At 59.6% G+C, this 25399-nt stretch carries 24 protein-coding genes and 1 pseudogene; 20 read left to right on the top strand and 5 right to left on the bottom strand.

Annotation, left to right across the window (positions count from 1 at the left end; translation table 11 throughout):
* Positions 1-3 precede the first annotated feature (3 nt).
* The 7 genes and pseudogenes from ALO43_RS27610 (at position 4) to arfB (ending at position 6159) form a co-directional block, all read left to right on the top strand.
* Positions 4-633, top strand: coding sequence for an L-threonylcarbamoyladenylate synthase (locus ALO43_RS27610; RefSeq protein ID WP_005889846.1), 630 nt, complete (start codon positions 4-6; stop codon positions 631-633).
* Positions 633-1451, top strand: coding sequence for a segregation and condensation protein A (locus tag ALO43_RS27605; protein WP_005889847.1), 819 nt, complete (start codon positions 633-635; stop codon positions 1449-1451). Before ALO43_RS27610 ends, ALO43_RS27605 begins: the two co-directional genes overlap by 1 nt.
* 15 nt (positions 1452-1466) lie before the next feature.
* Positions 1467-2246, top strand: coding sequence for an SMC-Scp complex subunit ScpB (gene scpB / locus ALO43_RS27600; RefSeq protein WP_005889848.1), 780 nt, complete (start codon positions 1467-1469; stop codon positions 2244-2246).
* 188 nt (positions 2247-2434) lie between these two features.
* Positions 2435-2626, top strand: coding sequence for a DUF1289 domain-containing protein (locus tag ALO43_RS27595; RefSeq protein WP_005889849.1), 192 nt, complete (start codon positions 2435-2437; stop codon positions 2624-2626).
* Between the two features lie 184 nt (positions 2627-2810).
* Positions 2811-4040, top strand: a complete 1230-nt coding sequence (gene rluB / locus ALO43_RS27590) for a 23S rRNA pseudouridine(2605) synthase RluB (protein WP_005889850.1) — start codon at positions 2811-2813, stop codon at positions 4038-4040.
* 268 nt (positions 4041-4308) lie between these two features.
* A pseudogene (locus ALO43_RS27585) lies at positions 4309-5714 on the top strand (amino acid permease).
* Between the two features lie 31 nt (positions 5715-5745).
* A complete protein-coding gene (gene arfB, locus ALO43_RS27580) occupies positions 5746-6159 on the top strand; it encodes an alternative ribosome rescue aminoacyl-tRNA hydrolase ArfB (protein WP_005889854.1) in 414 nt (137 codons plus the stop codon).
* A 48-nt stretch (positions 6160-6207) separates the two neighbouring features.
* Here the strand turns inward: arfB and ALO43_RS27575 are convergent, their stop codons facing one another.
* The 4 genes from ALO43_RS27575 to phhA form a co-directional block, all read right to left on the bottom strand.
* A complete protein-coding gene (locus ALO43_RS27575) occupies positions 6208-7404 on the bottom strand; it encodes an MFS transporter (protein WP_024689772.1) in 1197 nt (398 codons plus the stop codon).
* Positions 7405-7542: 138 nt separating this feature from the next.
* Positions 7543-7722, bottom strand: a complete 180-nt coding sequence (locus tag ALO43_RS27570) for a hypothetical protein (protein ID WP_005889859.1) — start codon at positions 7720-7722, stop codon at positions 7543-7545.
* A gap of 449 nt (positions 7723-8171) precedes the next feature.
* The gene (locus tag ALO43_RS27565) at positions 8172-8528 is read right to left on the bottom strand and encodes a 4a-hydroxytetrahydrobiopterin dehydratase (RefSeq protein WP_005889862.1); all 357 of its coding nucleotides are present in this window, start codon (positions 8526-8528) and stop codon (positions 8172-8174) included.
* 34 nt (positions 8529-8562) lie between these two features.
* Positions 8563-9360 (bottom strand): phenylalanine 4-monooxygenase, encoded by a 798-nt coding sequence (phhA, locus tag ALO43_RS27560; protein ID WP_024689774.1) that lies wholly within the window; start codon positions 9358-9360, stop codon positions 8563-8565.
* A gap of 259 nt (positions 9361-9619) precedes the next feature.
* Here phhA and ALO43_RS27555 point away from each other — a divergent pair, with 259 nt between their 5' ends.
* Positions 9620-11209 (top strand): sigma-54-dependent transcriptional regulator, encoded by a 1590-nt coding sequence (locus ALO43_RS27555; protein ID WP_054998451.1) that lies wholly within the window; start codon positions 9620-9622, stop codon positions 11207-11209.
* Between the two features lie 67 nt (positions 11210-11276).
* Here the strand turns inward: ALO43_RS27555 and ALO43_RS27550 are convergent, their stop codons facing one another.
* Positions 11277-11543 carry a DUF2790 domain-containing protein gene (locus ALO43_RS27550; protein WP_054998450.1) on the bottom strand — a complete coding sequence of 89 codons (267 nt, stop codon included), beginning with the start codon at positions 11541-11543 and terminating at the stop codon, positions 11277-11279.
* A gap of 343 nt (positions 11544-11886) precedes the next feature.
* On the opposite strand from ALO43_RS27550, the gene acs reads away from it, so the two are divergent.
* The 12 genes from acs to ALO43_RS27490 all read left to right on the top strand — a co-directional run.
* Positions 11887-13842 carry an acetate--CoA ligase gene (gene acs, locus ALO43_RS27545; protein ID WP_024670843.1) on the top strand — a complete coding sequence of 652 codons (1956 nt, stop codon included), beginning with the start codon at positions 11887-11889 and terminating at the stop codon, positions 13840-13842.
* Between the two features lie 524 nt (positions 13843-14366).
* Positions 14367-15107: an ABC transporter substrate-binding protein gene (locus tag ALO43_RS27540; RefSeq protein ID WP_054998449.1), complete on the top strand. Its 741-nt coding sequence runs from the start codon at positions 14367-14369 to the stop codon at positions 15105-15107.
* Between the two features lie 122 nt (positions 15108-15229).
* On the top strand, positions 15230-15919 hold the full coding sequence (locus ALO43_RS27535; RefSeq protein ID WP_005889878.1) for an ABC transporter permease: 690 nt from the start codon (positions 15230-15232) through the stop codon (positions 15917-15919).
* Entirely contained in the window at positions 15916-16614 is a 699-nt protein-coding gene (locus ALO43_RS27530) for an ABC transporter permease (RefSeq protein WP_054998448.1), read from the top strand. The genes ALO43_RS27535 and ALO43_RS27530 overlap by 4 nt, the downstream gene beginning before the upstream one ends.
* Before the next feature lies 1 nt (position 16615).
* Complete coding sequence (locus ALO43_RS27525) at positions 16616-17728, top strand: succinylglutamate desuccinylase/aspartoacylase family protein (protein WP_024670845.1); 1113 nt, start codon at positions 16616-16618, stop codon at positions 17726-17728.
* Positions 17729-17750: 22 nt separating this feature from the next.
* A complete protein-coding gene (locus tag ALO43_RS27520) occupies positions 17751-18515 on the top strand; it encodes an ABC transporter ATP-binding protein (protein ID WP_024689775.1) in 765 nt (254 codons plus the stop codon).
* Positions 18516-18651: 136 nt separating this feature from the next.
* Complete coding sequence (argR, locus tag ALO43_RS27515) at positions 18652-19644, top strand: transcriptional regulator ArgR (RefSeq protein WP_005889885.1); 993 nt, start codon at positions 18652-18654, stop codon at positions 19642-19644.
* A 235-nt stretch (positions 19645-19879) separates the two neighbouring features.
* Positions 19880-21097, top strand: coding sequence for an aspartate aminotransferase family protein (locus ALO43_RS27510; protein ID WP_024670847.1), 1218 nt, complete (start codon positions 19880-19882; stop codon positions 21095-21097).
* A 133-nt stretch (positions 21098-21230) separates the two neighbouring features.
* Entirely contained in the window at positions 21231-22262 is a 1032-nt protein-coding gene (gene aruF, locus ALO43_RS27505) for an arginine/ornithine succinyltransferase subunit alpha (RefSeq protein ID WP_005889888.1), read from the top strand.
* Between the two features lie 63 nt (positions 22263-22325).
* Entirely contained in the window at positions 22326-23351 is a 1026-nt protein-coding gene (gene astA, locus ALO43_RS27500) for an arginine N-succinyltransferase (protein WP_005889890.1), read from the top strand.
* The gene (gene astD, locus ALO43_RS27495; protein ID WP_162235633.1) at positions 23348-24817 is read left to right on the top strand and encodes a succinylglutamate-semialdehyde dehydrogenase; all 1470 of its coding nucleotides are present in this window, start codon (positions 23348-23350) and stop codon (positions 24815-24817) included. Before astA ends, astD begins: the two co-directional genes overlap by 4 nt.
* 49 nt (positions 24818-24866) lie before the next feature.
* A partial coding sequence (locus tag ALO43_RS27490; protein WP_174518526.1) for an N-succinylarginine dihydrolase occupies positions 24867-25399 on the top strand: 533 nt, incomplete at its 3' end.

Here is a 25399-nt window from a genome sequence, read left to right as displayed (position 1 = left end):
ACCGTGAGTCAATTTTTCCAGGTCCATCCGGAAAACCCGCAGCCGCGCCTGATCAAACAGGCCGCGGAAATCATAAAAGCCGGCGGGCTGGTGGTGTACCCGACAGATTCGTCCTACGCGCTGGGTTGCCAGATTGGCGACAAGAGCGCCATCGAGCGTATTCGCCGTCTGCGCCAACTGGACGACAAGCACAATTTCACCCTGATGTGCTGCGACCTGTCGCAACTGGGGCTGTTTGCCAAGGTCGACACCGGTGCCTTTCGCGCGCTCAAGGCGCATACGCCAGGGCCGTATACCTTCATTCTCAACGCCACTCGTGAAGTGCCGCGCCTGGTGCTGCACCCCAAGCGCCGCACCATCGGCCTGCGCGTACCCAGCCACCCCATCGCCCAGGCATTGCTAGAGCAACTGGGCGAGCCGCTGATGAGCGTCAGCCTGATCATGCCCGGTGACACGGTGCCCTTGAGCGACCCGTACGAGATGCGCCAGGTGCTCGAACATCACGTTGACCTGATCATCGACGGCGGTATCGGTGGCATCTCCGCGTCCACAGTCGTCAATCTGTCCGAGGGCGAGCCGCAGATCGTTCGTGTCGGTTGTGGTGATCCGGCGCCGTTCGGTGAACGCGCTTAATGACGGTCGTCGAGGTCGCAGACAGCCAGGCTGATGCCCAGCAGGAGCTGCCGTTCGCGCTGGTCTACGGACGGGCGGTCACGCAGATGCCGCTGGACCTGTACATTCCGCCGGATGCGCTCGAGGTTTTTCTCGAAGCGTTCGAAGGACCGCTCGACCTGCTGCTGTACCTGATCCGCAAACAGAACATCGACATCCTCGACATCCCGGTGGCCGAAATCACCAAGCAATACATGGGTTATGTCGAGTTGATGAAAACCGTGCGCCTGGAGTTGGCGGCGGAATACCTGGTCATGGCGGCCATGCTGGCCGAGATCAAGTCGCGCATGCTGTTGCCGCGCTCGGCGGAAATAGAAGAGGAAGAGGGCGACCCACGTGCCGAACTGATTCGCCGCCTGCAGGAATACGAGCGTTTCAAGGCCGCCGCTGAAGGCATCGACGGCCTGAAACGGGTCGGTCGCGATGTGATCGTGCCGAAACTCGACGCTCCTGAAGCCCGCGCCCGCAAGCTGTTGCCGGATGTCAGCCTTGAGGAAGTGCTGATGTCCATGGCCGAAGTGCTGCATCGCGGTGACATGTTCGAGAGTCATCAGGTCAGCCGCGAGGCCCTGTCCACCCGCGAACGCATGAGCGATGTGCTGGAGCGGCTCAAGGGCGGCGGTTTCGTGCCGTTTGCCGAGCTGTTCACTGCTGAAGAAGGACGCTTGGGGGTGGTTGTGACATTCATGGCCGTGCTTGAGCTGGTCAAGGAATCCCTTGTCGAACTGGTCCAAAACGAGCCCTTTGCGGCGATCCATGTCCGGGCGCGAGCCGAGTAGAGCAAGAATACACCCATGAACCTCAACGAACCTCGCGAACTGGCCCCGTTGCTTGAAGCATTTCTGCTGGCCTCCGGAAAACCGCAGACGCTTGAACGGCTGTATGAGCTATTCGAAGAAGGCGAGCGGCCCGAGCCTCCGGTGTTCAAGAAAGCGCTGGAGGTGCTGCGCAAGTCCTGCGAGGGGCGCGCTTTTGAGCTCAAGGAAGTGGCCTCGGGCTACCGATTGCAGATTCGGGACCGCTTTTCGCCGTGGGTCGGACGGTTGTGGGAAGAACGACCGCAGCGTTACTCCCGGGCCATGCTGGAAACTCTGGCATTGATTGCCTATCGCCAGCCGATCACCCGTGGCGAGATCGAAGACGTGCGTGGTGTGGCGGTCAACAGCCACATCGTCAAGACACTGCTGGAGCGCGAATGGATTCGCGTCGTGGGCTACCGCGACGTGCCGGGCAAACCGGCGATGTTCGCTACCACCAAGGGCTTTCTCGATCACTTCAACCTCAAAAGCCTGGATGAACTGCCGCCGCTGGCCGACCTGCGCGAAATGGAAACGGAACCGGTGATGGACTTCGAGGAAGCCCCGGTGCCCGCCCATTTGCAGGCGCTGGCCGATGCCAGTCTCGACCCGGACGAAGAGCCCGAGGCCCCGCGCGACGAGACCAGCTTCCGCAGCCTGCTGGTGGAGCTCGATTCGATGGAACAGGGACTCAAGATTGACTTCGATGACCTGTTGCGAGCGGAGCCAGAGGCTGAGGCTGAGAATAAGGGCAAGGATAAAGAAGACGAGGCCTGATTCTCGCTCCCACACTCCGCGTGGTAGCGCCTTTCTGGACGTTCCGCGTCCCTCTTTGCAATGTAGAGCAGGAGCGTGCGAAACGATATTCTCTGACTGTCGTGCCGATGCCCTGCGAGCTTCCGGTCGAATTCCTCTGCCACGCCACGGTCACATCTGATATCCCCAGCCATGAGATTCGCTGACCCATGAGTTCGACCAAGAACCCCTGCATCAGCCTGTGCAAATTCGATGATGACATTTGCCTTGGGTGTGGCCGCAGCAAGCGGGAAATCAAGGCCTGGAAGAAGCTGGAAAAAGACGACAAGCGCAGCGTGCTCGAGGAGTCCGCCAAACGGCTGGCGAAGCTCAAGACCGCCGGTCGCAAAAAGAAGAAGTGATACCGGCATTTGTCTCTGGCGCTTGATGCGTAAAAATGCTCAGGGGCGTATGATGGCCGACCCTCGGCGATAAGCAATCGCCCGGGCTTTCAAGTATTTCGCCTTGCCGCTTCCTACAGCGCGCAGGGCACAGGTCTTGCCGGTTCTCGGCCAGCCCTGATTCGACACACCGGGAGGTGCCCAGATGAGTGAAAAAGACAAGCAGGACAGCCAGGAAATCGGACCCGCAGGCGAAAAGCTGCAGAAGGTTCTGGCGCGCATTGGCGTGGGTTCACGCCGTGACGTAGAAGCCTGGATTACCCAAGGCCGTATCAAGGTCAACGGCAAGGACGCGACCCTCGGTCAACGCGTCGACCTGCATGACGCCATCAGTGTCGATGGTCGCGTCATCAAGCGCGAAGAAGCGGCTGAAACAGTCCGTCGCGTAATCATGTACAACAAACCCGATGGCGAAATCTGCACCCGTGACGACCCTGAAGGCCGTCCGACCGTGTTTGATCGTCTGCCGCGCCCTAAAGAAGGCCGCTGGATCAACATCGGTCGTCTCGACATCAACACCACTGGCTTGCTGATGTTCACCACCGACGGCGAACTCGCCAACCGTTTGATGCACCCCTCGTTCGAAATGGACCGCGAATACGCAGTTCGTGTGCGTGGCGAGGTCGATGACGACATGCTGCTGCGCCTCAAGAACGGCGTGATCCTCGAAGACGGTCCTGCGCGTTTCACCGATATCCAGCAGGCTCCGGGCGGCGAAGGCTTCAACCACTGGTACCACTGCGTGGTGATGGAAGGCCGTAACCGCGAAGTGCGTCGTCTCTGGGAATCCCAGGGGCTGGTGGTCAGCCGTCTGAAGCGCGTGCGTTACGGGCCGGTGTTCCTCAACTCCGACCTGCCGATGGGCCGCTGGCGTGAAATGAGTCAGTACGAAGTCGACATTCTGGCTGCCGAAGTCGGCCTTCAGCCTGTGGCCCAGCCGCAGATGAATGCCAAAACCAAGGACAAGATGGAGCGTCTGCAGCGTCAATCGTCCCGTCCGTTGGGCAAGGGCGAGCGCGTTGTCCGTACGCTGCGTCCTGCCGCTGGCGCTCCGGCGAACAGCGACCGCGCCCCGCGTCAGCCGCAGATCACCGGCAGCGAGCGTGATCGTCCGCGTGGCGGCGATTCGACTCAGCGTCCGTCACCGCGCAAGGATTCCGGCAAGCCCGGTTCCCGCGCGCCGCGTCCGGCCGACAACAGCCGTGGCACGCCGGTCGCCGAGCGTCCAAGCGAGATGAACAAACGTCCTGCCAAGCCCGGCCCAAAGCGTGTCGGCATCAAGCTGGTCAACGATGACGCGCCGTCCGGCAAACGTCGTGGCCCACCGGCAGGTTCGGGTCAGCGCCCTGGCTTCGGTCGTCGCAAGCCCGAGTGATCGTGTAAATGAGCGGCAACGCCAGTCCTTAGGGCTGGCGTTGTTGTTTCTGGCGCTTTGAAAAGCGCTGTCACACAGCCGATGCACATCCGTTCCCCCGTTTTGAACTTCAGCCGGGATGCAGGTGTACAATGCTGCGCCTTTTTCTGTGAACCATTGCTGTTCAATACGCCGGGCTCTCGCTCCGGGTACTGCAGTTCTGCTGTGTCACGAGCGCGGCAGGTCCTTTTCCGTCACAGAACAAGAACACCAGGTGGCTATTGAATGAGTGAAACATCCGCACCGTCAGGCGAGTTGAAACGTGGCCTGAAGAATCGGCATATCCAGTTGATCGCGCTAGGCGGCGCCATCGGCACCGGCCTGTTTCTCGGTTCGGCGGGTGTATTGAAATCTGCTGGCCCCTCGATGATTCTCGGCTATGCCATTTGTGGTTTCATCGCCTTCATGATCATGCGCCAGCTGGGCGAGATGATTGTCGAGGAGCCGGTGGCAGGGTCGTTCAGCCATTTTGCACACAACTACTGGGGCGGTTTCGCCGGCTTTCTGTCGGGCTGGAACTGCTGGCTGCTGTACATCCTGGTGGGTATGTCGGAGCTGACCGCGGTCGGCAAATACATTCATTACTGGTTGCCCGATATACCAAGCTGGGTGTCGGCGGCGGCCTTTTTTGTTTTGATCAATGCCATCAACCTGACCAACGTCAAGGTCTTTGGCGAGACCGAGTTCTGGTTCGCGATCATCAAGGTGGTGGCAATCATCGGCATGATCGCGCTGGGTAGCTACATGCTGGTTAGCGGCAGCGGTGGCCCGCAGGCATCGGTCAGCAACCTTTGGGAGCACGGCGGGTTCTTCCCCAATGGCGTTAGCGGGCTGGTCATGGCGCTGGCGATCATCATGTTCTCGTTCGGCGGCCTCGAAATGCTCGGTTTCACCGCTGCCGAGGCCGAACAGCCGAAAACCGTCATCCCCAAGGCGATCAATCAGGTCATCTATCGCATCCTGATTTTCTACATCGGTGCGCTGGTGGTGCTGTTGTCGCTGACGCCGTGGGACAGCCTGCTGGCCAGCCTCAATGCCTCGGGTGATTCGTACAGCGGCAGCCCGTTTGTGCAAGTGTTCTCGATGCTGGGCAGCGACACGGCTGCACACATCCTCAACTTTGTGGTGCTGACCGCTGCGCTGTCGGTCTACAACAGCGGCACCTATTGCAACAGCCGCATGCTGGTGGGGATGGCCGAGCAGGGCGATGCGCCTAAAGCGCTGGCCCAGGTCGACAGACGCGGCGTGCCGGTCAAGGCAATCTTTGCCTCTTCGGCCGTGACCCTGGTGGCGGTGTTGCTCAATTACTTCGTGCCGCATCAGGCGCTGGAGCTGTTGATGTCGCTGGTGGTGGCCACGTTGGTGATCAACTGGGCGATGATCAGCTACTCGCACCTGAAATTCCGCCAGCACATGAATCGCACAGGGCAAGTGCCGCTGTTCAAGGCGCTGTGGTATCCCTATGGCAATTACGTGTGCCTGGCTTTTGTGGTGTTTATTCTCGGCATCATGCTGATGATCCCCGGCATTCAGATCTCGGTTTACGCAATCCCGGTGTGGCTGGCGGTTATGTGGGTATGTTATTGGGCCAAAAACAGGCGTAGCGTTATGCTGAATGCCGGGGTTGGCAAGTAAACGTGTCTGTTACAGAAAAGAAGATGCCTTGATGCTGGTGATTTCCAACAATGTCCATCTGCCGGACGCCGAGATCGAGCTGACTGCCATTCGTGCCCAGGGTGCGGGTGGGCAGAACGTCAACAAGGTTTCCAGCGCCATGCACTTACGTTTCGACATCAACGCTTCATCGCTGCCGCCGTTCTACAAGGAACGGTTGCTGGCGCTTAGCGACAGTCGGATCACCAGTGACGGGGTGATTGTAATCAAGGCCCAGCAGTACCGAACGCAAGAGCAGAACCGTGCCGACGCGTTGCTGCGCTTGAGCGAGCTGATAGTAAACGCCGCCAAGGTCGAAAAGAAACGCCGCCCGACCCGACCGACTCTGGGCTCCAAGACCCGCAGGCTCGAGTCCAAGAGCAAGCGCGGCTCGATCAAAGCAGGGCGCGGGAAAGTGGATTTCTGAGTGGTCCTTCAATACCGGACGCGGTGCGTCGCACGATAGATGAGATCATTACTGGTGCAACGCCTGAGCCTGCTTGTACATGTAAATGCTCAACCCCAGCCCGGCGAGTGACGCCAGCGCCGCGAACAGAAAGATCGAAACGAAGCCGAACCCGGCAGCAATTGCGCCTGCCAGAGGGCCGGTGATGCCCAGTGACAGGTCGATGAACAGCGAGTACGCGCCCACTGCGGCACCCCGGCTTGAGGCCGGAACCAGATTGACCGCCTCCACGCCCAGCGCCGGGAACACCAGCGAGAAGCCGAAGCCGGTCAGAGCTGCACCTGCCAGCGCCAGCTCCGGCGTTGGCGCTATCCACAGCAGCAACAACCCCAGGCTTTCCACTGACAGGCAAACGATGGCGACCCGAAAGCCGCCCAGACGGTTGATCAGGCTGCCAAACAGCAAGCGTGCCGCGATGAAGCTGCCGCCGAACACCGTCAGGCACAGTGCTGCATTCGGCCAATGGTTGCTGGCGTAATACAAGGTAATGAACGTTGCGATGGTGCCGAAGCCAATGCCGCCCAGCGCAAGGCCCATGCCGTGCGGGAACACCCGTCCCAGTACATGCATGAACGGCAGTCGTTCGCCTTGCACGATCGGCGCGGCCTGCTTGTGCCAGGTCAGGTAAAGCCCCAGCGAGCACAGCAGCATGATGCTCACGCCGACTGTCCACAGCCCGAGCGAGTCGACCATCCACACACCCAGTGGCGCGCCAACGGCCAGTGCGCCATAGCTGGCGATGCCGTTCCAGGAAATCACCTTGGCAGTGTTCTGCGCGCCAACCCGGCCGATACCCCAGCCAATCGAGCCGGAGCCCACCAGGCTTTCCGCGCTACCGAGGATTACCCGGCCAATCAGCAGAATCACCAGGCTCGTCATCGGCCAGTCGTCCAGCCAGACTGGCACCAGCATGAACACGCCGCTCAAGCCACAACCCGTCAGGCCTATCTGCACCGCTTTCTTGCTGCCCAGATTATCGACGATGCGACTCGACCAAGGCCGGCTGACCAAGGTTGCCAGGTACTGCACGCTGATGACCAGCCCTGCGATCACCGCCCCGAAGCCCAGATCGCTGTGGACATAGCCAGGCAGGACGGCAAGGGGGATGCCGATGTTCAGGTAGCCGATGAAGGTGAACATCACTATGGAGACAACAGTCAGGGTGACGGCCATCGGGCTTTGCGGGGTTTGCTGTGTGTCGGGCATGGGGCAGGCTTTCATTCTGTGCGGGCGTGACGTTCGAGCGGGCAGGGGAAAACCCTTAGCAAGCTCTCGAAGTGCTCATCATACCGACGCATCGGGTAATGCAGGTGCAACAGTTTTAAATAAACGGCAAAAGAAGGGTTATTTGTTCGCTGGTGCGACGAGTTGCGTGGTCACAAGGGCGGCCAACGCGTTTTCCTGGGTGCCGAAGCGGGCGAGCAGGGCGCTCTGTTTTTCTGGGCTGAGCCTGGACCATACCTCGATCATCTTCTCGGCGGTGCCGATCAATGCGCTGGCTTGGGTTTCAGTGAAATCATTCATGAATCGGTGTCTGCCTGTTGCTGGTTTTTCAGGCGTATTGAAAATCGGCAAAACCTTTTTCGATACGCCTGAAAACAATCGCCTTCAGTCTTTGCTTCCGGCTTTCTGGCTGTCTTGAGCCGAGGGTGCTGCTTTCATCGCTGCAGGTTGACCAAGCTCTTGTTGAGCAAGAGTCGACTGCTGTGGTTCCTGTTGGCCTGGTGGGAAGTTCGGGATTTCATGCATTGTCATCGCTCCTCGCAAGGGGTTGCAGATAGAACCGTGCTTTAAAAAAGCATGCGCAGGATAACCCACTGAAAATGACAATCAGGATATTTTTTTACCCTCATTGGCCGCTCTGCGAAACAAAATCGTTTTTTTACTGTCCCGGTTTCTGCCTCGCAAGCGTCGCACTGCGCCGCTTTACGGGGCGCGGCGCTATTGGCTACGCCAGATCTATCGCTCGATTTTTATTTGCGACCTTGTGCACTTTCAGCGACTTCGTCGGTGCGCGCGGCCATGATGAAATCGTTGCGGTGCAGCCCTTTGATCGAGTGGCTCCACCAGGTCACGGTGACTTTGCCCCACTCCGTCAACAATCCAGGATGATGGCCTTCAGCCTCGGCGATCTCACCGACAGCGTTGGTGAACGCCAATGCGAATTTGAAATTCTTGAACAGGAAGACCTTTTCCAGCTGCATCACGCTGTCGCGAACTTCGATATTCCAGTCAGGGATCTGCCTGAGCAATTCCGGCAATTCGGCTTCACTGACCTGCGGAGCGTCGGCGCGGCAGGCTTCGCAGTGGGCTTGATTCAGGGTGGTCATAAACAGGTTTCCTTTTCAAAGGTCTGGCTGCAAGTCAGGCAGCGTTGCTTTTGGGTTTAGGCGGGAATTTTGGGGCGTGCAAGCCTAGCTGCATACCTTGCGCGACCAGCGCCATGATGTCTTCCTGAGCCAGATCGAACAGACGTTTGAGGTTCGGCAAGACAAAGTACAGTGGCTGCAGAATATCAATCCGATAGGGGGTGCGCATCGCTTCAAGTGCGTCGAAAGGCTGATGCTCCGGGGCCGACGACACGCTGTAAACCGCTTCCTTCGGAGAGGAGAGAATTCCTCCGCCATAGATGCGCCGGCCTTGCGGCGTATCGACCAGGCCAAACTCGATGGTCATCCAGTACAGCCTCGCCAGGTACACGCGTTGTTCCTTACTGGCACTCAGGCCCAGTTTGCCGTAAGTGTGGGTAAATTCGGCAAACCACGGGTTAGTCAGCAGCGGGCAGTGGCCGAATATCTCGTGAAAAATGTCTGGCTCCTGCAGATAGTCCAGTTCTTCTTCGCTGCGAATAAACGTCGCTACCGGAAACCGCTTGCTGGCCAGCAATTCGAAAAAGGTCTGGAAGGGGATCAGCGCAGGCACACGTTCAACCTGCCAGCCAGTGGTCTCACCGAGCACCTTGTTGATCTCGCCAAGCTGCGGGATACGGTCGTCAGGAAGGCCCAACTGCTCGATACCGTCCAGATATTCCTGGCAAGCGCGGCCTTCTATAATCTTCAGTTGCCGGGTAATCAGGGTGTTCCAGACCGCATGTTCGGATGCCGGATACTCGATGAAACCCGAAGCATCCGGTTCGCGGGCAACGTAGTGCGTCTGGGTCATGCTGATCCCCTTGAAAGGCTGTTGTTATTGTGAAGTCTCTGATTGCAGGAATACTCCGGCTGCGAAGGGAAGTCAGCGACCTGGCGCATGCAATCTGATCGGGTTGCCAGTCACTTCGTAACGAAAACTTTACGAAAGGCGCGGTTGCATCATAGATTGCAGTTCTTGCTGGTCGTATTAGTCTCTGGCTGTAACGTATTATTTACGAGCAAGTTCGCCTTCCGATAAAAATATCGACGCTGACAGGAATACATCACTCATGCGCATCAAGGTGCATTGCCAGAACCGCATCGGCATTCTTCGCGATATTCTCGATTTGCTGGTTGCCTATGGCGTGAACGTGGCGCGTGGCGAGGTCGGCGGCGAGCATGGTGACGCGATCTATTTGCACTGCCCGAACCTGATCAACCTGCAGTTCCAGGCGCTGCGCCCGAAGTTCGAGGCGATCACCGGTGTGTTCGGCGTCAAGCGTGTCGGGTTGATGCCCAGCGAGCGGCGGCACATGGAGCTGAATGCGTTGCTGGGCGCGCTGGAGTTCCCGGTGCTGTCCATCGACATGTCTGGCGCCATTGTCGCCGCCAATCGCGCCGCCGCCCAGTTGCTGGGCGTGCGTGTCGATGAAGTGCCGGGCATCCCGTTGTCGCGCTATGCCGAGGATTTCGACCTGCCTGAGCTGGTGCGGGCCAGCCAGTCGCGTATCAATGGTTTGCGTGTCAAAGTGCGCGGCGATGTATTCCTGGCAGATATCGCGCCGTTGCAATCGGAACACGATGACAGCGAGGCCATGGCTGGCGCGGTGCTGACATTGCATCGCGCCGATCGGGTCGGCGAGCGCATTTATCATGTGCGCAAGCAGGAGTTGAGAGGGTTCGACAGCATCTTTCAGAGCTCGCGGATCATGGCTGCAGTCGTTCGCGAAGCAAGGCGCATGGCGCCCCTTGACGCCCCGTTGTTGATCGAAGGCGAGACCGGCACTGGCAAGGAATTGCTGGCCCGCGCCTGTCACCTCGCCAGCCCGCGCGGCCAGTCGCCGTTGATGGCGCTCAACTGTGCCGGTTTGTCAGAGTCGATGGCTGAAATCGAACTGTTCGGTTACGACCCCGGTGCATTTGAGGGCGCACGGGCCGAGGGCCGGCTCGGGCTGCTGGAACTGACGGCAGGCGGAACGCTGTTTCTGGATGGTGTCGGTGAGCTGAGCGCGCGCATGCAGGCCAAGTTGTTGCGCTTTATTCAGGACGGTAGCTTTCGTCGGGTCGGTAGTGATGAAGACATGTTTCTCGATGTGCGAGTCATGTGTTCGACCCAGGTCGATCTGTCAGCACTCTGCGCCGCCGGGCTATTTCGGCAGGACCTGTATCACCGCCTGAACGTGTTGTCGTTGCACATTCCGCCGCTACGCGACTGTCTGGACGGGCTCAAGCCACTGGTGGAGCATTTTCTTGATCACGCCAGCCACCAGATCGGCTGCCCGCTGCCTGGCATATCGCCTGCGGCTATCAAGCGTCTGAGCAACTACCATTGGCCGGGCAACGTCCGGCAACTGGAAAACGTATTGTTTCAAGCGGTATCGCTGTGCGAGGGCAACCATGTGCAGGCCGAGCATATTCGTCTGCCGGATTACGCCGGAGGGCAGGGTCTGGCCGAGGGCGCACTTGAGGGCGGCCTGGAGGCAATTATCGGACGTTTCGAGCGCTCGGTACTGGAGCAGTTATACGCACAGCACCCCAGCAGTCGTCAGTTGGCCAAACGCCTGGGTGTGTCACACACAACCATCGCCAACAAGTTGCGCGACCACCAGATAGGCAAGCAAACAGGCAAGGAAAAAGACCTGTACGCGCCGGATCAGTAAGGTACGACACGCGCCTCGCCACAGGTTTCTGCGAGGCGCCGTGCGAGCGTCACAGCGGTACGCAAGATCAACCGTTGCTGCAACCGTTACCCATCACCTTATAGCCCATGACATGCCGCGTACCTTGCGAGTCTTCATAGACCATGCGCGCCGGTACCACTTCGCAGACGTTGGGGGTCTGACTGATCGAGATGACCTTGGCGATATCCAGGTGAGTGCCGTAGGTATATTGTTCGACACGGGCTTGTTGAGCAGCCACTTTGGCCTGCGATTCTTCTGCCATGGCCAAGCTGCTGATGCTGCACAGCGCCAATACCATTAGTGAAGCTTTCATTGCGTTTTTACCTTTTTGAGGGTGAGCGCCGCCGCATCACGTTTTTGGCGTCATGTGCGGGCTGTGAGTGATGCGTTTTTTGATCAGGAACAACGCTGCGTGGGGGCAGCTGATGTTTGCCTTGCTGGCGGGATGAATTCTATGCCTGATGCGAAACCACATATATAAAGGCTTTGGATAAGCGCTTTCATCAAAACGGTAATAATCCGGATGACGCTTCCGGCAATCGCACCTGCCGCTGAAACCCCGGCCCCGCCGGTAATACCAACGTCGAATGGCTCCTCGGGGTGTAGCGGGATACAACGGGTGCATAAAACAACAACTATCCACCGAGGTAACCAAGATGAGTGCAGCTTCCCTGTACCCCGTCCGCCCAGAAGTCGCAGCGACTACGCTGACGGATGAAGCGACCTACAAGGCCATGTACCAGCAGTCGGTGGTCAACCCGGACGGTTTCTGGCGTGAACAGGCGCAGCGGCTCGACTGGATCAAACCGTTCACCGTGGTCAAACAGACCTCATTCGACGATCACCGTGTCGACATCAAGTGGTTCGCCGATGGCACCTTGAACGTTGCCTACAACTGTCTGGACCGCCACTTGGCAGAGCGCGGCGACAGCATCGCAATCATCTGGGAAGGTGATGACCCCTCGGAACATCGTGAAATCACCTACCGCGAATTACACGAAGAAGTCTGCAAGTTCGCCAACGCTCTGCGTGGTCAGGACGTGCACCGTGGCGATGTCGTCACCATTTACATGCCAATGATCCCCGAGGCTGTGGTCGCCATGCTGGCGTGCGCCCGGATCGGTGCCATTCACTCGGTCGTGTTCGGCGGTTTCTCACCCGAAGCGCTGGCCGGCCGCATCATCGATTGCAGCTCCAAGGTCGTCATTACCGCAGACGAAGGCCTGCGGGGTGGCAAGAAGACCGCGCTCAAGGCCAACGTCGACCGCGCGCTGACCAACCCGGAAACCAGCAGCGTGCAGAAGGTCATTGTCTGCAAGCGCACCGGCGGTGAAATCGAGTGGAACCGTCATCGGGACATCTGGTATCACGCCCTGCTCGAAGTGGCATCCAGCACCTGCGCGCCCAAAGAGATGGGTGCCGAGGAATCGCTGTTCATCCTTTACACCTCCGGCTCGACCGGCAAACCCAAAGGCGTGTTGCACACCACGGCGGGCTACCTGCTTTACGCAGCGCTGACCCACGAGCGCGTGTTCGATTACAAGCCGGGAGAAGTCTACTGGTGCACTGCGGACGTCGGCTGGGTCACCGGGCACAGTTACATCGTGTATGGCCCGTTGGCCAATGGCGCGACCACCTTGCTGTTTGAAGGCGTGCCGAACTATCCGGACATCACCCGTGTGTCGAAGATCATCGACAAGCACAAAGTCAATATTCTCTACACTGCCCCGACTGCGATTCGCGCCATGATGGCTGAAGGCACCAAGTCGGTCGAAGGCGCCGACGGGTCCAGTCTGCGCCTGCTGGGTTCGGTCGGCGAGCCGATCAATCCGGAGGCCTGGGGCTGGTATTACAACACCGTCGGCAAGCAGAATTGCCCGATTGTCGACACTTGGTGGCAGACCGAGACCGGCGGCATTCTGATCAGCCCGTTGCCGGGCGCAACGGCCTTGAAGCCAGGCTCTGCCACTCGGCCGTTCTTTGGCGTGATCCCTGCGCTGGTAGATAACCTGGGCAACCTGATCGAAGGCGCTGCCGAGGGCAACCTGGTGATTCTCGACTCCTGGCCGGGTCAGTCGCGCACGCTGTATGGCGACCACGACCGTTTCGTCGACACCTACTTCAAGACGTTCCGGGGTATGTACTTCACCGGTGACGGCGCGCGTCGTGACGAGGATGGTTATTTCTGGATCACCGGACGCGTGGACGATGTGCTCAACGTTTCCGGGCACCGCATGGGTACGGCCGAGATCGAAAGCGCGATGGTTGCGCATCCCAAGGTCGCCGAAGCGGCAGTGGTTGGCGTGCCGCATGATCTGAAAGGGCAGGGCATCTACGTCTATGTCACCCTCAACGCCGGCGAAGAACCCAGCGATGCGCTGCGCACCGAATTGCGCAACTGGGTGCGCAAGGAAATCGGCCCGATTGCCTCGCCGGACTTCATTCAGTGGGCGCCCGGCCTGCCGAAGACCCGCTCGGGCAAGATCATGCGCCGTATCCTGCGCAAGATCGCTACCGCCGAATACGATGCGTTGGGCGACATCTCTACCCTGGCTGATCCAGGCGTCGTGCAGCACCTGATCGATACGCACAAGACCATGAACGCAGCCTGATCGTTAAGTGTAGAGCGCCCCGTCCGGTGAAAGCCGGGCGGGGCGCTTGTGTTTCTGCGCCTTGAAGCGCAAACGGGATATATATCGGGTTGTTACAGGTTTACACAGCGTTTGTGGGAGGCGCTTCGTTATAGGACAGTCTCCGGCGTGTTTGTAGGAAAGAACGACGTACAAGGGCTTTAAATTCAGCATGTGGAACGCTGGGCTTGCCGGATTCAAAGGCTTTGCCAATAATGGGCGCGCTTTTTGCTGCGTTGACAGGTTGAACCTGCTCTGCTGGATCAGTAGAAAACTGCTCCGTCAATAGCGTAGAGGGGCTTTTCATGTGCTTCTGTAACTAGTTGTCGCATTGAAGAAATATCGACTTCGAGCCTGTCGTTAAAATGCCCCTTGTTCGCCAAAGGTCTGTGAGCCGCCAAAGCGGTGTCACGCGCTTGACGTCGCTCTCCCCGAGATTGTCCTTTCGCACATTGGGCGTTTGCTCACTTTGCCACTTGTCGTGCTTTACCGATGGAGTCCTGGAAATGAAAAAGCTCATGCTTATTGGCGCGATGGCGCTGTCCGTCCTCGCCCAGCCGATCTTCGCTGACGAAAAACCGCTGAAAATCGGTATCGAAGCAGCTTATCCTCCGTTCGCTTCCAAGGCGCCGGATGGCAGCATCGTCGGTTTCGACTACGACATCGGCAACGCGCTGTGCGAAGAAATGAAGGTCAAGTGCACATGGGTCGAGCAGGAATTCGACGGCCTGATCCCGGCACTGAAAGTACGCAAGATCGACGCGATCCTGTCGTCGATGTCCATCACCGACGACCGCAAGAAGTCCGTTGATTTCACCGGCAAGTACTACAACTCTCCAGCGCGTCTGGTGATGAAGGAAGGCACCCAGGTCAGCGACAGCCTGGCCGAGCTCAAGGGCAAGAAGATCGGCGTGCAGCGCGGTTCGATCCACGAGCGTTTTGCCCGTGAAGTCCTGGCCCCGGCAGGTGTGATCGTTACCCCATACGGTTCGCAGAACGAAATCTACCTGGACATCGGCGCGGGTCGTCTGGACGGCACCATCGCTGACGCGACGCTGCTGCAGGACGGCTTCCTGAAAACCGATTCCGGCAAGGGCTACGCGTTCACCGGCCCATCGTTCACCGACCCGAAATACTTCGGTGACGGCATCGGCATTGCCGTGCGCAAGGGTGACAAGGCCAACCTCGACCGCCTCAACGCTGCCATCGCCGCGATTCGCGCCAATGGCAAGTACAAGGCAATCTAGGACAAGTACTTCGACTTCGATATCTACGGCAAATAAGTCGTTACACAGTCGATGAGCAAGATGGCGCAGACAGGGTTGCCTGGTTTGCGCCATTTTCATTCCACGCTTGAGGACCTCACATCATGTTGAAAGGTTACGGAGCTGTCATCCTCGAAGGCGCCTGGCTGACGTTGCAGCTGGCCCTGTCGTCGATGGCTCTGGCGATCGTTCTCGGTCTGATCGGCGTGGCACTGCGTCTTTCTCCGGTGCGCTGGATCGCCTGGCTGGGCGATCTGTACAGCACGGTCATTCGTGGCATTCCCGATCTGGTACTGATCCTGCTGATCTTCTATGGCGGCCAGGACCTGCTCAATCGCGTCGCGCCGCTGCTGGGTTTCGATGACTACATCGATCTCGATCCCTTGCTGGCCGGTATCTGCACGTTGGGGTTCATCTTCGGGGCCTACCTCTCGGAAACCTTCCGCGGGGCGTTCATGGCGATTCCCAAAGGTCAGGCCGAAGCGGGTATGGCGTATGGCCTGAGCAGTGGCAAGGTGTTTTTCCGCATTCTGGTGCCGCAGATGATTCGTCTGGCGATACCCGGTTTCACCAATAACTGGCTGGTGCTGACCAAGGCCACCGCGCTGATCTCCGTGGTCGGTCTGCAAGACATGATGTTCAAGGCCAAGCAGGCGGCCGATGCCACCCGCGAGCCGTTCACCTTCTTTCTGGCGGTTGCAGCGATGTATCTGGTCATTACCAGTGTTTCGCTGCTCGCGCTGCGTTATCTGGAAAAACGCTACTCGGTAGGCGTCAAGGCGGCTGACCTATGATCTTCGACTACAACATGATCTGGGAAAACCTGCCGCTGTACTTTGACGGCCTGCTGACGACCCTCAAACTGCTGGCTATCTCTCTCGGCTTCGGGCTGCTTGCAGCGTTGCCGCTGGGCTTGATGCGGGTCTCGAAAAACCCGTGGGTGAACCTGCCGGCCTGGCTGTACACCTACGTGATTCGTGGCACACCGATGCTGGTTCAGTTGTTCCTGATCTACTACGGGCTGGCCCAGTTCGACGCGGTGCGCGAAAGCTTCCTGTGGCCGTGGCTGTCCAGCGCAACGTTCTGCGCATGCCTGGCGTTTGCGATCAACACCAGCGCTTATACCGCCGAGATCATTGCCGGAAGCCTTAAGGCTACGCCAGCCGGCGAGATCGAGGCCGCGCGAGCGATGGGCATGTCCAAGGCCAAAATGTACCGTCGCATTTTGCTGCCGTCAGCCTTGCGCAGGGCCCTGCCGCAGTACAGCAACGAGGTGATCATGATGCTGCAGACCACCAGTCTGGCGTCCATCGTGACCCTGATCGACATCACCGGCGCGGCGCGCACGGTCAACGCGCAGTTCTACCTGCCTTTCGAGGCTTACATCACCGCAGGCGTCTTCTATCTGTGCCTGACATTCATTCTGGTGCGGCTGTTCAAGATCGCCGAACGCCGCTGGCTGGGCTACCTCGCCCCACGGAAGGCCTGAAATGCAAAGAATCGATCATGTATTGCCGTGGAGCACCCTCGGCACCGAGCGTACGCTCAGCGTCTTCCGCTTCGGTACGGGCGAGCGCAAAGCGTATATTCAGGCCAGCCTGCACGCCGATGAGCTGCCCGGGATGCGCACCGCCTGGGAGCTGAAAAAGCGTCTCACCGAGCTGGAGCGGCAAGGTCTTCTCAAGGGTGTCGTCGAACTGGTGCCGGTCGCCAACCCGCTGGGTCTGGGGCAATTGCTGCAAGGCGCGCACCAAGGCCGTTTCGAGTTCGGCAGCGGCAAGAATTTCAACCGTGACTTCACCGAACTGAGCGATCCGGTCGCCGAGTTGCTGGAAGGCCAGTTGGGCGATGACCCGCGCGCCAACACCCAGTTGATTCGTCAGGCGATGACCACTGCGCTGGAGGGCCTGCCCGCTGCGCAATCCGAGTTGCAGGGCATGCAACGCATCCTGCTCAAGCATGCCTGCATTGCCGATGTGGTGCTCGACCTGCACTGTGACGCCGACGCCGCGCTGCACATGTACGCCTTGCCGCAGCACTGGCCGCAATGGCGTTCACTGTCGGCGCACTTGAATATTCAAGTGGCGCTGCTGGCCGAGGACTCCGGCGGCAGCTCATTCGATGAAGCCTGTTCGCTGCCGTGGCTGCGCCTTTCGCGTATTTTCCCGCAAGCACAAATCCCGCTGGCGTGTCTGTCCACCACCATTGAGCTGGGCGGTCAGGCCGATACCGGCAAGCCCCAGGCCGAAGCGCATGCTGAAGGCATTCTGGCGTTTCTGGCGGAGCAAGGCTTCATTGGCGGCGACTGGCCGCAGCCCGCCCATGAAGCCTGTGAAGGCATGCCGTTCGAAGGCACCGAATTGCTCTACGCGCCGCACCCTGGCGTGGTGACGTTCCTGCGCGCGGCGGGTGACAGGGTCGAAGTTGGCGACCCGCTCTTTGAAGTCATCGACCCTCTGTCCGATCAGGTCAGTACCCTTTGTGCGAATACTGCCGGGGTGTTGTTCGCCATCGAGCGGCTTCGCTACGCTCAACCCGGTTTCTGGCTGGCCAAAGTGGCGGGGCGTACCGCGCTGCGTCATGGACGTCTGCTCAGTGATTGACCGTTCTGTGGGAACCGAAAGCATGAACAAACTGGAAGTGCAGGATCTGCACAAGCGCTATGGCAGTCACGAAGTGATCAAGGGTATTTCCCTGACCGCCAAGGCTGGCGATGTGATCAGCATCATCGGCTCCAGCGGCTCCGGGAAAAGTACCTTCCTGCGCTGCATCAACCTGCTCGAACAGCCCCATGCCGGCAAGATCCTGCTCAACAACGAAGAGTTGAAGCTGGTGCCGAACAAAGAGGGCGGCCTGAAGGCTGCGGACGCCAGGCAACTGCAGCGCATGCGCTCGCGGCTGTCGATGGTGTTTCAGCATTTCAACCTGTGGTCGCACATGACGGCTTTGCAGAACATCATCGAGGCCCCGGTTCACGTTCTGGGCGTGTCGAAAAAGGAAGCGCTGGAAAAAGCCGAGCATTACCTGGCCAAGGTCGGGGTTTCCCATCGCAAGGATGCATACCCTGGACACATGTCCGGCGGCGAGCAGCAGCGGGTGGCGATCGCTCGTGCATTGGCGATGGAACCCGAAGTCATGCTGTTTGACGAACCGACTTCGGCGCTCGACCCTGAGCTGGTCGGCGACGTGCTCAAGGTCATGCAGGGCCTGGCTCAGGAAGGCCGGACCATGGTGGTGGTCACTCATGAAATGGGCTTTGCCCGTGAAGTCTCCAATCAACTGGTTTTCCTGCACCAGGGCGTCGTACTGGAGCGCGGCAACCCGCGTGAAGTGCTGGCCAATCCGCAGACCGAGCGCCTGCAACAGTTTCTGTCCGGCAGCCTCAAGTGACGATCGGCATCGCCTGGCGGTGCCTTTTTATGGCAGAACAGGTCATGCTGCGCGACGCGCGACGTGACCTGGATGTTCCAGATCGAGCCTTTCTCCACAGGCCCGGCTTTTGCGGCAATACGTATCGGATCTCCCAATGACTGCCCATCGAATCGGTTTCCTCGTCTGGCCTGGCACCAAAGCCCTGACCCTGGCGCTTGCCGAGGAAGCCCTGCGCGTTGCTCAACGCGTACATCCTGAAGTGGTCTACGAATTGTCGTTTCTGCAGGCCGAGGCTGCCGACGCTGCTCCCGTCACTGGTGGGTGGCAGTTGCCGGGTGAGCCGTGGGCCGGGCAGCTGGAAGGTTTGCACAAGCTGTTTCTGCTGGCTGATGAGCCGCCTGCAGCCGTGGCGCCGGCGCTGAGCAGCGCACTCAAGCAACTGGTACGTGCCGGCTGTTCGATCGGCGGGCTGTCGGCAGGGGTTTATCCGCTTGCTCAATTGGGTCTGCTGGACGGCTATCGCGCTGCGGTCCACTGGCGCTGGCAGGATGATTTCGCTGAGCGTTTTCCGAAGGTCATCGCCACCAGCCATCTGTTCGACTGGGACCGCGATCGTCTCACCGCCTGCGGCGGCATGTCGGTGCTCGACTTGCTGCTGGCGGTGCTGTCCCGCGATCATGGCGCCGAACTGGCTGGGGCGGTGTCCGAAGAACTAGTGGTCGAACGCATTCGCGAAGGTGGCGAGCGGCAGCGCATTCCATTGCAGAACCGTCTGGGCTCCAGTCATCCGAAGCTGACCCAGGCGGTGCTGTTGATGGAAGCCAATATCGAAGAGCCGTTGACCACCGATGAAATCGCCCAGCACGTGTGCGTGTCGCGCCGCCAGCTGGAGCGCATCTTCAAGCAATACCTCAATCGCGTGCCCAGCCAGTACTACCTGGAACTGCGCCTGAACAAGGCGCGCCAGATGCTGATGCAGACCAGCAAGTCGATCATTCAGATCGGCCTCTCCTGCGGGTTTTCATCGGGGCCACACTTCTCCAGCGCCTATCGCAATTTCTTTGGCGCCACGCCGCGTGAAGACCGTAATCAGCGCCGCAGCAGCAGCCCGTTCGAGCTTTCGCCGGTGCCTGCCGAGCGCGGCTGATCCTGTTGTCACAGCAGAAGTGCTGTACCGACAGCTCAGGTCCAGACACTCATGCTCAATCTGTTTAAACTGCGTCTTTGTGACGCAATATGTCGCATTGCCGAAAACCTTGAAAAAACCCGGTTTTGCGCTGTAACAAGTTGTCGCCTGGCGGCAAGGCCGAACAGAATTCAGTCCTTACAATCTTCCCATCGCTCGCCAGTTTCAGGCAGGCGTTCCTCATCAGGAGACTCCGATGTCCGTTGAGCATGCTGCGGTGCAACGCGCCGATTTCGACCAGGTAATGGTCCCCAACTACGCCCCGGCCGGGTTCATTCCTGTGCGCGGTGCGGGCTCCCGGGTCTGGGATCAGGCGGGGCGCGAACTGGTGGATTTTTCGGGCGGGATCGCCGTCAACGTATTGGGCCACTGCCATCCGGCGCTGGTCGGTGCCTTGACCGAGCAGGCCAATAACCTCTGGCATGTGTCCAATGTGTTCACCAACGAGCCGACGCTGCGTCTGGCCAAAAAGCTGGTGGATGCGACCTTCGCCGAGCGCGTGTTCTTTTGCAACTCGGGTGCCGAAGCCAACGAAGCAGCCTTCAAGCTGGCGCGCCGCGTGGCGCATGACCTGCACGGCCCTGACAAGTACGAAATCATCGCGGCGGTGAACAGTTTTCACGGCCGTACCCTGTTTACCGTCAGCGTGGGCGGGCAGCCAAAGTACTCCGACGGTTTCGGGCCGAAGATCACCGGCATCAGCCATGTGCCTTACAACGATCTCGAAGCCTTGAAAGCAGCCGTGACTGACAAGACCTGCGCTGTAGTGCTGGAGCCGATTCAGGGCGAAGGCGGCGTTTTGCCGGGTCAACTGGAATACCTGCAAGGCGCGCGCAAACTGTGTGACGAGCACAACGCACTGCTGGTCTTCGACGAAGTGCAAAGCGGCATGGGCCGGAGCGGTCATCTGTTCGCCTACATGCATTACGGCGTGACCCCGGACATCCTTTCCAGCGCCAAAAGTATCGGCGGCGGCTTCCCGTTGGCAGCCATGCTGACTACTGAAAAGCTGGCGAAGCACTTTGCGGTAGGCGTTCACGGCACCACCTATGGCGGCAACCCGCTGGCGTGCGCTGTAGGCGAAGCGGTAATCGACGTCATCAACACACCTGAAGTGCTGGCTGGCGTGAAGCGCAAGCATCAGCAATTCAAGACCCGTCTGGAAAGCATCGGCCAACAGTACGGCGTGTTCACCGAGGTGCGTGGTCTGGGCCTGTTGATCGGTTGTGTGCTGTCCGATGCCTGGAAAGGCAAGGCCAAGGACATCTTCAATGCGGCCGAGGCCCAAGACCTGATGATCCTGCAAGCTGGTCCCGACGTGATTCGTTTCGCCCCGAGCCTGGTGATTGAAGACGCAGACATCGAAGAGGGCCTGAACCGCTTCGAACGCGCCATTGCCAAGCTGACGTCCTGATTCTACTGCTGTCTTCCGGTGCTTGCCCGACGGGCTGGCACCGGACATTTTCCTGCGCTGTGCAGCATCACGCTGCATGGCGCATTTATCAGCGCCGGTCGCAGACACCGGTCGATCTACAAGGAGTGGCACCATGCTGGTAATGCGCCCTGCGCAAATGGCTGATCTGGCCGAGGTCCAACGCCTCGCTGCCGACAGCCCTATCGGTGTCACGTCCTTGCCCGACGATGCTGGCCGTCTGACCGACAAGATAGGCTCGTCGGAGGCATCGTTTGCCGCCGAAGTCAGCTTCAATGGCGAGGAAACCTACTTCTTCGTGCTGGAAGACAGCGAGAGCGGCAAGCTCGTCGGCTGTTCCGGTATCGTCGCCTCGGCAGGCTATTCCGAACCGTTCTACAGCTTTCGCAACGAAACCTTCGTGCATGCTTCGCGCGAACTGAAGATCCATAACAAGATTCACGTCCTGTCGCAGTGCCACGACCTGACCGGCAACAGCCTGCTGACCAGCTTCTATGTCGTCCCCGAATTGGTGGGCACCTCTTGGTCGGAGCTCAACTCGCGTGGCCGTCTGCTGTTTGTCGCCAGTCATCCCGAGCGCTTTGCCGATTCAGTGGTCACCGAAATCGTCGGTTACAGCGACGAACAGGGCGACTCGCCATTCTGGGATGCGATCGGGCGCAACTTTTTCGACCTCAATTACGCCGCTGCCGAACGTTTGTGCGGGCTGAAAAGCCGGACCTTCCTCGCCGAGCTGATGCCGCATTACCCAATCTACGTGCCCTTGCTGCCCGATGCTGCGCAGGAAGCGATGGGGCAGGTCCATCCGCGGGCACAGATCACCTTCGACATACTGATGCGCGAAGGCTTTGAAACCGATCATTACATCGACATCTTCGACGGTGGCCCCACGCTGCATGCCAAGGTATCCGGCATCCGTTCCATCGCGCAGAGCCGTCTGGTGCCGGTCAAGGTCGAGGCCGGGCCAGGCAGCGACGTCGGTAAGGGCGGTCGTCTGTACCTGGTTGCCAATGGCCTGTTGCAGGATTACCGCGCGGTATTGCTGGAACTGGACTGGGCGCCTGGCCGACCTGTGGTGCTGAGCCTGCAGGCCGCCGACGCGCTGGGTGTCGGTGAAGGTGCCAGTGTGCGGATCGTGGCGGTCTGAGCCAGACGTTCGATTGTTGATTAGTGAGTTTCAAGGCTCTCGATGAGCCGCTGAGGAGAAAACATGATCGTTCGTCCCGTACGCAGCAGCGACTTGCCCGCGCTGATCGAGCTGGCGCGCAGCACCGGCGCCGGTCTGACGACCCTGCCTGCCAATGAGCAGCGTCTGGCCCATCGGGTCGGCTGGGCTGAAAAGACCTTTCGCGGAGAAGCCGAGCGCGGTGACGCGGACTACCTGTTCGTGCTCGAAGACGACGACGGCCGTGTGGTCGGAATTTCCGCCATCGCCGGTGCGGTCGGGCTGCGCGAGCCCTGGTACAACTACCGGGTCGGGCTGACGGTCAGTGCGTCGCAGGAACTGAACATTTACCGGGAAATTCCGACGCTGTTTCTGGCCAATGACCTGACGGGCAATTCCGAGTTGTGTTCGCTGTTTCTGCACAGTGATTCGCGCAACGGCCTCAACGGTCGCCTGTTGTCGAAAGCGCGCATGCTGTTCATTGCCGAATTCCCGAAGTTGTTCGGCAACAAGATCATTGCCGAAATGCGCGGCATGTCCGACGAAAATGGCCGCTCGCCATTCTGGGAAAGTCTGGGACGGCATTTTTTCAAGATGGAATTCAGTCAGGCTGACTACCTGACCGGTGTGGGCAACAAGGCGTTCATCGCCGAGCTGATGCCCAAGTTTCCACTGTACAGCTGCTTTCTTTCCGAAGACGCACGCAGCGTGATCGGCCGTGTACACGCGGACACCGAGCCGGCGCTGGCCATGCTCAAGGGCGAGGGCTTCTCGTATCAGGGCTATGTTGACATCTTCGATGCAGGCCCGGCCATCGAATGCGAAACCGGCAAGATTCGCGCGGTGAGGGACAGCCAGGCACTGGTGCTGGCCATCGGCACACCGGGCGACGACGCGCCGCAGTTTCTGATCTACAACCGCAAGCGTGAAGACTGCCGCATCACCGTAGCGGCTGCGCGTTTTGCTGCCGGCACACTGGTGGTCGATCCGAAAACCGCCAGGCAGCTGCGCATGAGCGCCGGGGACAATGTGCGTGCGGTGCCGTTGTCTGCGACGCGGGAGGGCCTTTGATGAGTACGTTGTATATTGCAGGTAACTGGCAGGAAGGGCAGGGCGAGCTGTTCACTTCCTTGAACCCGGTTACCCAGCAAGCGCTGTGGTCCGGGCACGGCGCGACAGCAGAGCAGGTCGGGCAGGCCACTTGTGCCGCCCGGCAGGCGTTTCCCGACTGGGCGCTTCGCTCGCTGGACCAGCGTATCGTCGTGCTGGAAGCCTTTGCTGACAGCCTTCGGCAGCACGCTGATGAGCTGGCGCAGTGCATTGGTGAGGAAACCGGCAAGCCGCTGTGGGAATCGGCAACCGAAGTGACCAGCATGATCAACAAGGTCAATATTTCAGTGCAGGCCTATCGCGAAAGAACCGGCGAAAAAAGTGGCCCGCTCGGCGACGCCACGGCGGTCTTGCGCCACAAACCACATGGTGTGGTTGCAGTATTCGGGCCTTACAACTTTCCCGGTCACTTGCCGAACGGCCATATCGTGCCGGCTCTGCTGGCCGGCAACACGGTGTTGTTCAAACCCAGCGAACTGACGCCGAAAGTCGCCGAACTGACAGTCAAGTGCTGGATCGACGCCGGGCTGCCTGCCGGTGTGCTGAACCTGCTGCAGGGTGGGCGTGAAACCGGCATTGCGCTGGCGGCCAACCCAGGTATCGACGGCCTGTTTTTCACTGGATCGAGTCGTACCGGTAATACTTTGCACCAGCAGTTTGCCGGGCGTCCCGACAAGATTCTCGCGCTGGAAATGGGCGGTAACAATCCATTGGTGGTCGATCAGGTCCAGGATATCGAAGCGGCGGTGTACACCGTCATTCAGTCGGCATTCATTTCTGCAGGTCAGCGTTGTACCTGTGCGCGTCGTTTGCTGGTGCCCGAGGGCGACTGGGGCGACGCCTTTCTGGCTCGCCTGGTGGCGGTCAGTGCGACGCTTGAAGTCGGATCGTTCGATCAGCAGCCGGCGCCGTTCATGGGCTCGGTGATTTCCCTGGAGGCCGCGCGCGTGTTGATGGACGCGCAACGCCAATTGCTTGCCAGCGGTGCAGTGACCTTGCTGGAGATGCGCCAGCCGCAGCCCGCCGCTGCGCTGCTGACGCCGGGCATTATCGATGTCAGTGCTGTGTTGAACAGGCCCGACGAAGAACTGTTCGGCCCGCTTCTGCAGGTTATCCGCTATGCCGGGTTTGACGCAGCCATCGCCGAAGCCAATGCCACTCGGTACGGTCTTGCAGCCGGCTTGCTGTCTGATTCGCAAGCGCGCTATCAGCAGTTCTGGCTGCAGAGCCGTGCCGGTATCGTCAACTGGAACAGGCAACTGACCGGGGCTGCCAGCAGCGCGCCATTCGGTGGCATAGGTGCTTCGGGCAACCACCGGGCCAGCGCTTATTACGCTGCCGATTATTGCGCGTATCCGGTCGCCTCGCTGGAAGCCGCCAGCCTGACCTTGCCCGCGACATTGACCCCCGGTATCAGGCTGAACTGACTGTGTGCGCCACGAATGCTTATGAAAACAGATCCACGGAGCCTTGCCGATGAAGTCCTGTGAAGTGAATTTTGACGGTCTGGTCGGGCCAACCCACAACTACGGCGGGTTGTCCTACGGTAACGTTGCGTCCCAGAGTAACAGCCAGCAATGCGCGAACCCGCGTGAGGCGGCGCTGCAGGGTCTGGCGAAAATGAAGGCGCTGATGGACCTGGGCTTTACCCAGGGTGTACTCGCGCCTCAGGAACGACCAGACGTTGCCGGTCTGCGTCAGTTGGGTTTTACCGGCAGCGATGCCCAGGTGATCGAAAAGGCTGCCCGCCAGGACATGCCATTGCTGGTCGCCAGTTGCTCGGCGTCGAGCATGTGGGTGGCTAACGCTGCTACGGTCAGCCCCAGTGCCGACACGGCCGATGGCCGGGTGCATTTCACCGCTGCCAACCTCAACTGCAAGTATCACCGCAGCATTGAGCATCCGACCACCAGCCGAGTGCTGGGTGCAATGTTTGCCGATGCAAGCCATTTTGCCCACCATCCTGCGCTGCCGCCAGTGGCACAGTTCGGCGATGAAGGTGCGGCCAA

This window comes from Pseudomonas tremae (assembly GCF_001401155.1).
GTDB classification, from domain to species: domain Bacteria; phylum Pseudomonadota; class Gammaproteobacteria; order Pseudomonadales; family Pseudomonadaceae; genus Aquipseudomonas; species Aquipseudomonas tremae.
The sequence above is the reverse complement of the archived record's forward strand: the minus strand, read 5'-3'. Positions and strand labels throughout refer to the sequence as shown.

Bases quoted from the DNA above. Each gene is read 5' to 3' on its own strand.
- ALO43_RS27605 (WP_005889847.1), top strand. From the start codon at position 633: ATGACGGTCGTCGAGGTCGCAGACAGCCAGGCTGATGCCCAGCAGGAG.
- scpB (WP_005889848.1), top strand. From the start codon at position 1,467: ATGAACCTCAACGAACCTCGCGAACTGGCCCCGTTGCTTGAAGCATTT.
- ALO43_RS27595 (WP_005889849.1), top strand. From the start codon at position 2,435: ATGAGTTCGACCAAGAACCCCTGCATCAGCCTGTGCAAATTCGATGAT.
- rluB (WP_005889850.1), top strand. From the start codon at position 2,811: ATGAGTGAAAAAGACAAGCAGGACAGCCAGGAAATCGGACCCGCAGGC.
- arfB (WP_005889854.1), top strand. From the start codon at position 5,746: ATGCTGGTGATTTCCAACAATGTCCATCTGCCGGACGCCGAGATCGAG.
- ALO43_RS27575 (WP_024689772.1), bottom strand. From the start codon at position 7,404: ATGCCCGACACACAGCAAACCCCGCAAAGCCCGATGGCCGTCACCCTG.
- ALO43_RS27570 (WP_005889859.1), bottom strand. From the start codon at position 7,722: ATGAATGATTTCACTGAAACCCAAGCCAGCGCATTGATCGGCACCGCC.
- ALO43_RS27565 (WP_005889862.1), bottom strand. From the start codon at position 8,528: ATGACCACCCTGAATCAAGCCCACTGCGAAGCCTGCCGCGCCGACGCT.
- phhA (WP_024689774.1), bottom strand. From the start codon at position 9,360: ATGACCCAGACGCACTACGTTGCCCGCGAACCGGATGCTTCGGGTTTC.
- ALO43_RS27555 (WP_054998451.1), top strand. From the start codon at position 9,620: ATGCGCATCAAGGTGCATTGCCAGAACCGCATCGGCATTCTTCGCGAT.
- ALO43_RS27550 (WP_054998450.1), bottom strand. From the start codon at position 11,543: ATGAAAGCTTCACTAATGGTATTGGCGCTGTGCAGCATCAGCAGCTTG.
- acs (WP_024670843.1), top strand. From the start codon at position 11,887: ATGAGTGCAGCTTCCCTGTACCCCGTCCGCCCAGAAGTCGCAGCGACT.
- ALO43_RS27540 (WP_054998449.1), top strand. From the start codon at position 14,367: ATGAAAAAGCTCATGCTTATTGGCGCGATGGCGCTGTCCGTCCTCGCC.
- ALO43_RS27535 (WP_005889878.1), top strand. From the start codon at position 15,230: ATGTTGAAAGGTTACGGAGCTGTCATCCTCGAAGGCGCCTGGCTGACG.
- ALO43_RS27530 (WP_054998448.1), top strand. From the start codon at position 15,916: ATGATCTTCGACTACAACATGATCTGGGAAAACCTGCCGCTGTACTTT.
- ALO43_RS27525 (WP_024670845.1), top strand. From the start codon at position 16,616: ATGCAAAGAATCGATCATGTATTGCCGTGGAGCACCCTCGGCACCGAG.
- ALO43_RS27520 (WP_024689775.1), top strand. From the start codon at position 17,751: ATGAACAAACTGGAAGTGCAGGATCTGCACAAGCGCTATGGCAGTCAC.
- argR (WP_005889885.1), top strand. From the start codon at position 18,652: ATGACTGCCCATCGAATCGGTTTCCTCGTCTGGCCTGGCACCAAAGCC.
- ALO43_RS27510 (WP_024670847.1), top strand. From the start codon at position 19,880: ATGTCCGTTGAGCATGCTGCGGTGCAACGCGCCGATTTCGACCAGGTA.
- aruF (WP_005889888.1), top strand. From the start codon at position 21,231: ATGCTGGTAATGCGCCCTGCGCAAATGGCTGATCTGGCCGAGGTCCAA.
- astA (WP_005889890.1), top strand. From the start codon at position 22,326: ATGATCGTTCGTCCCGTACGCAGCAGCGACTTGCCCGCGCTGATCGAG.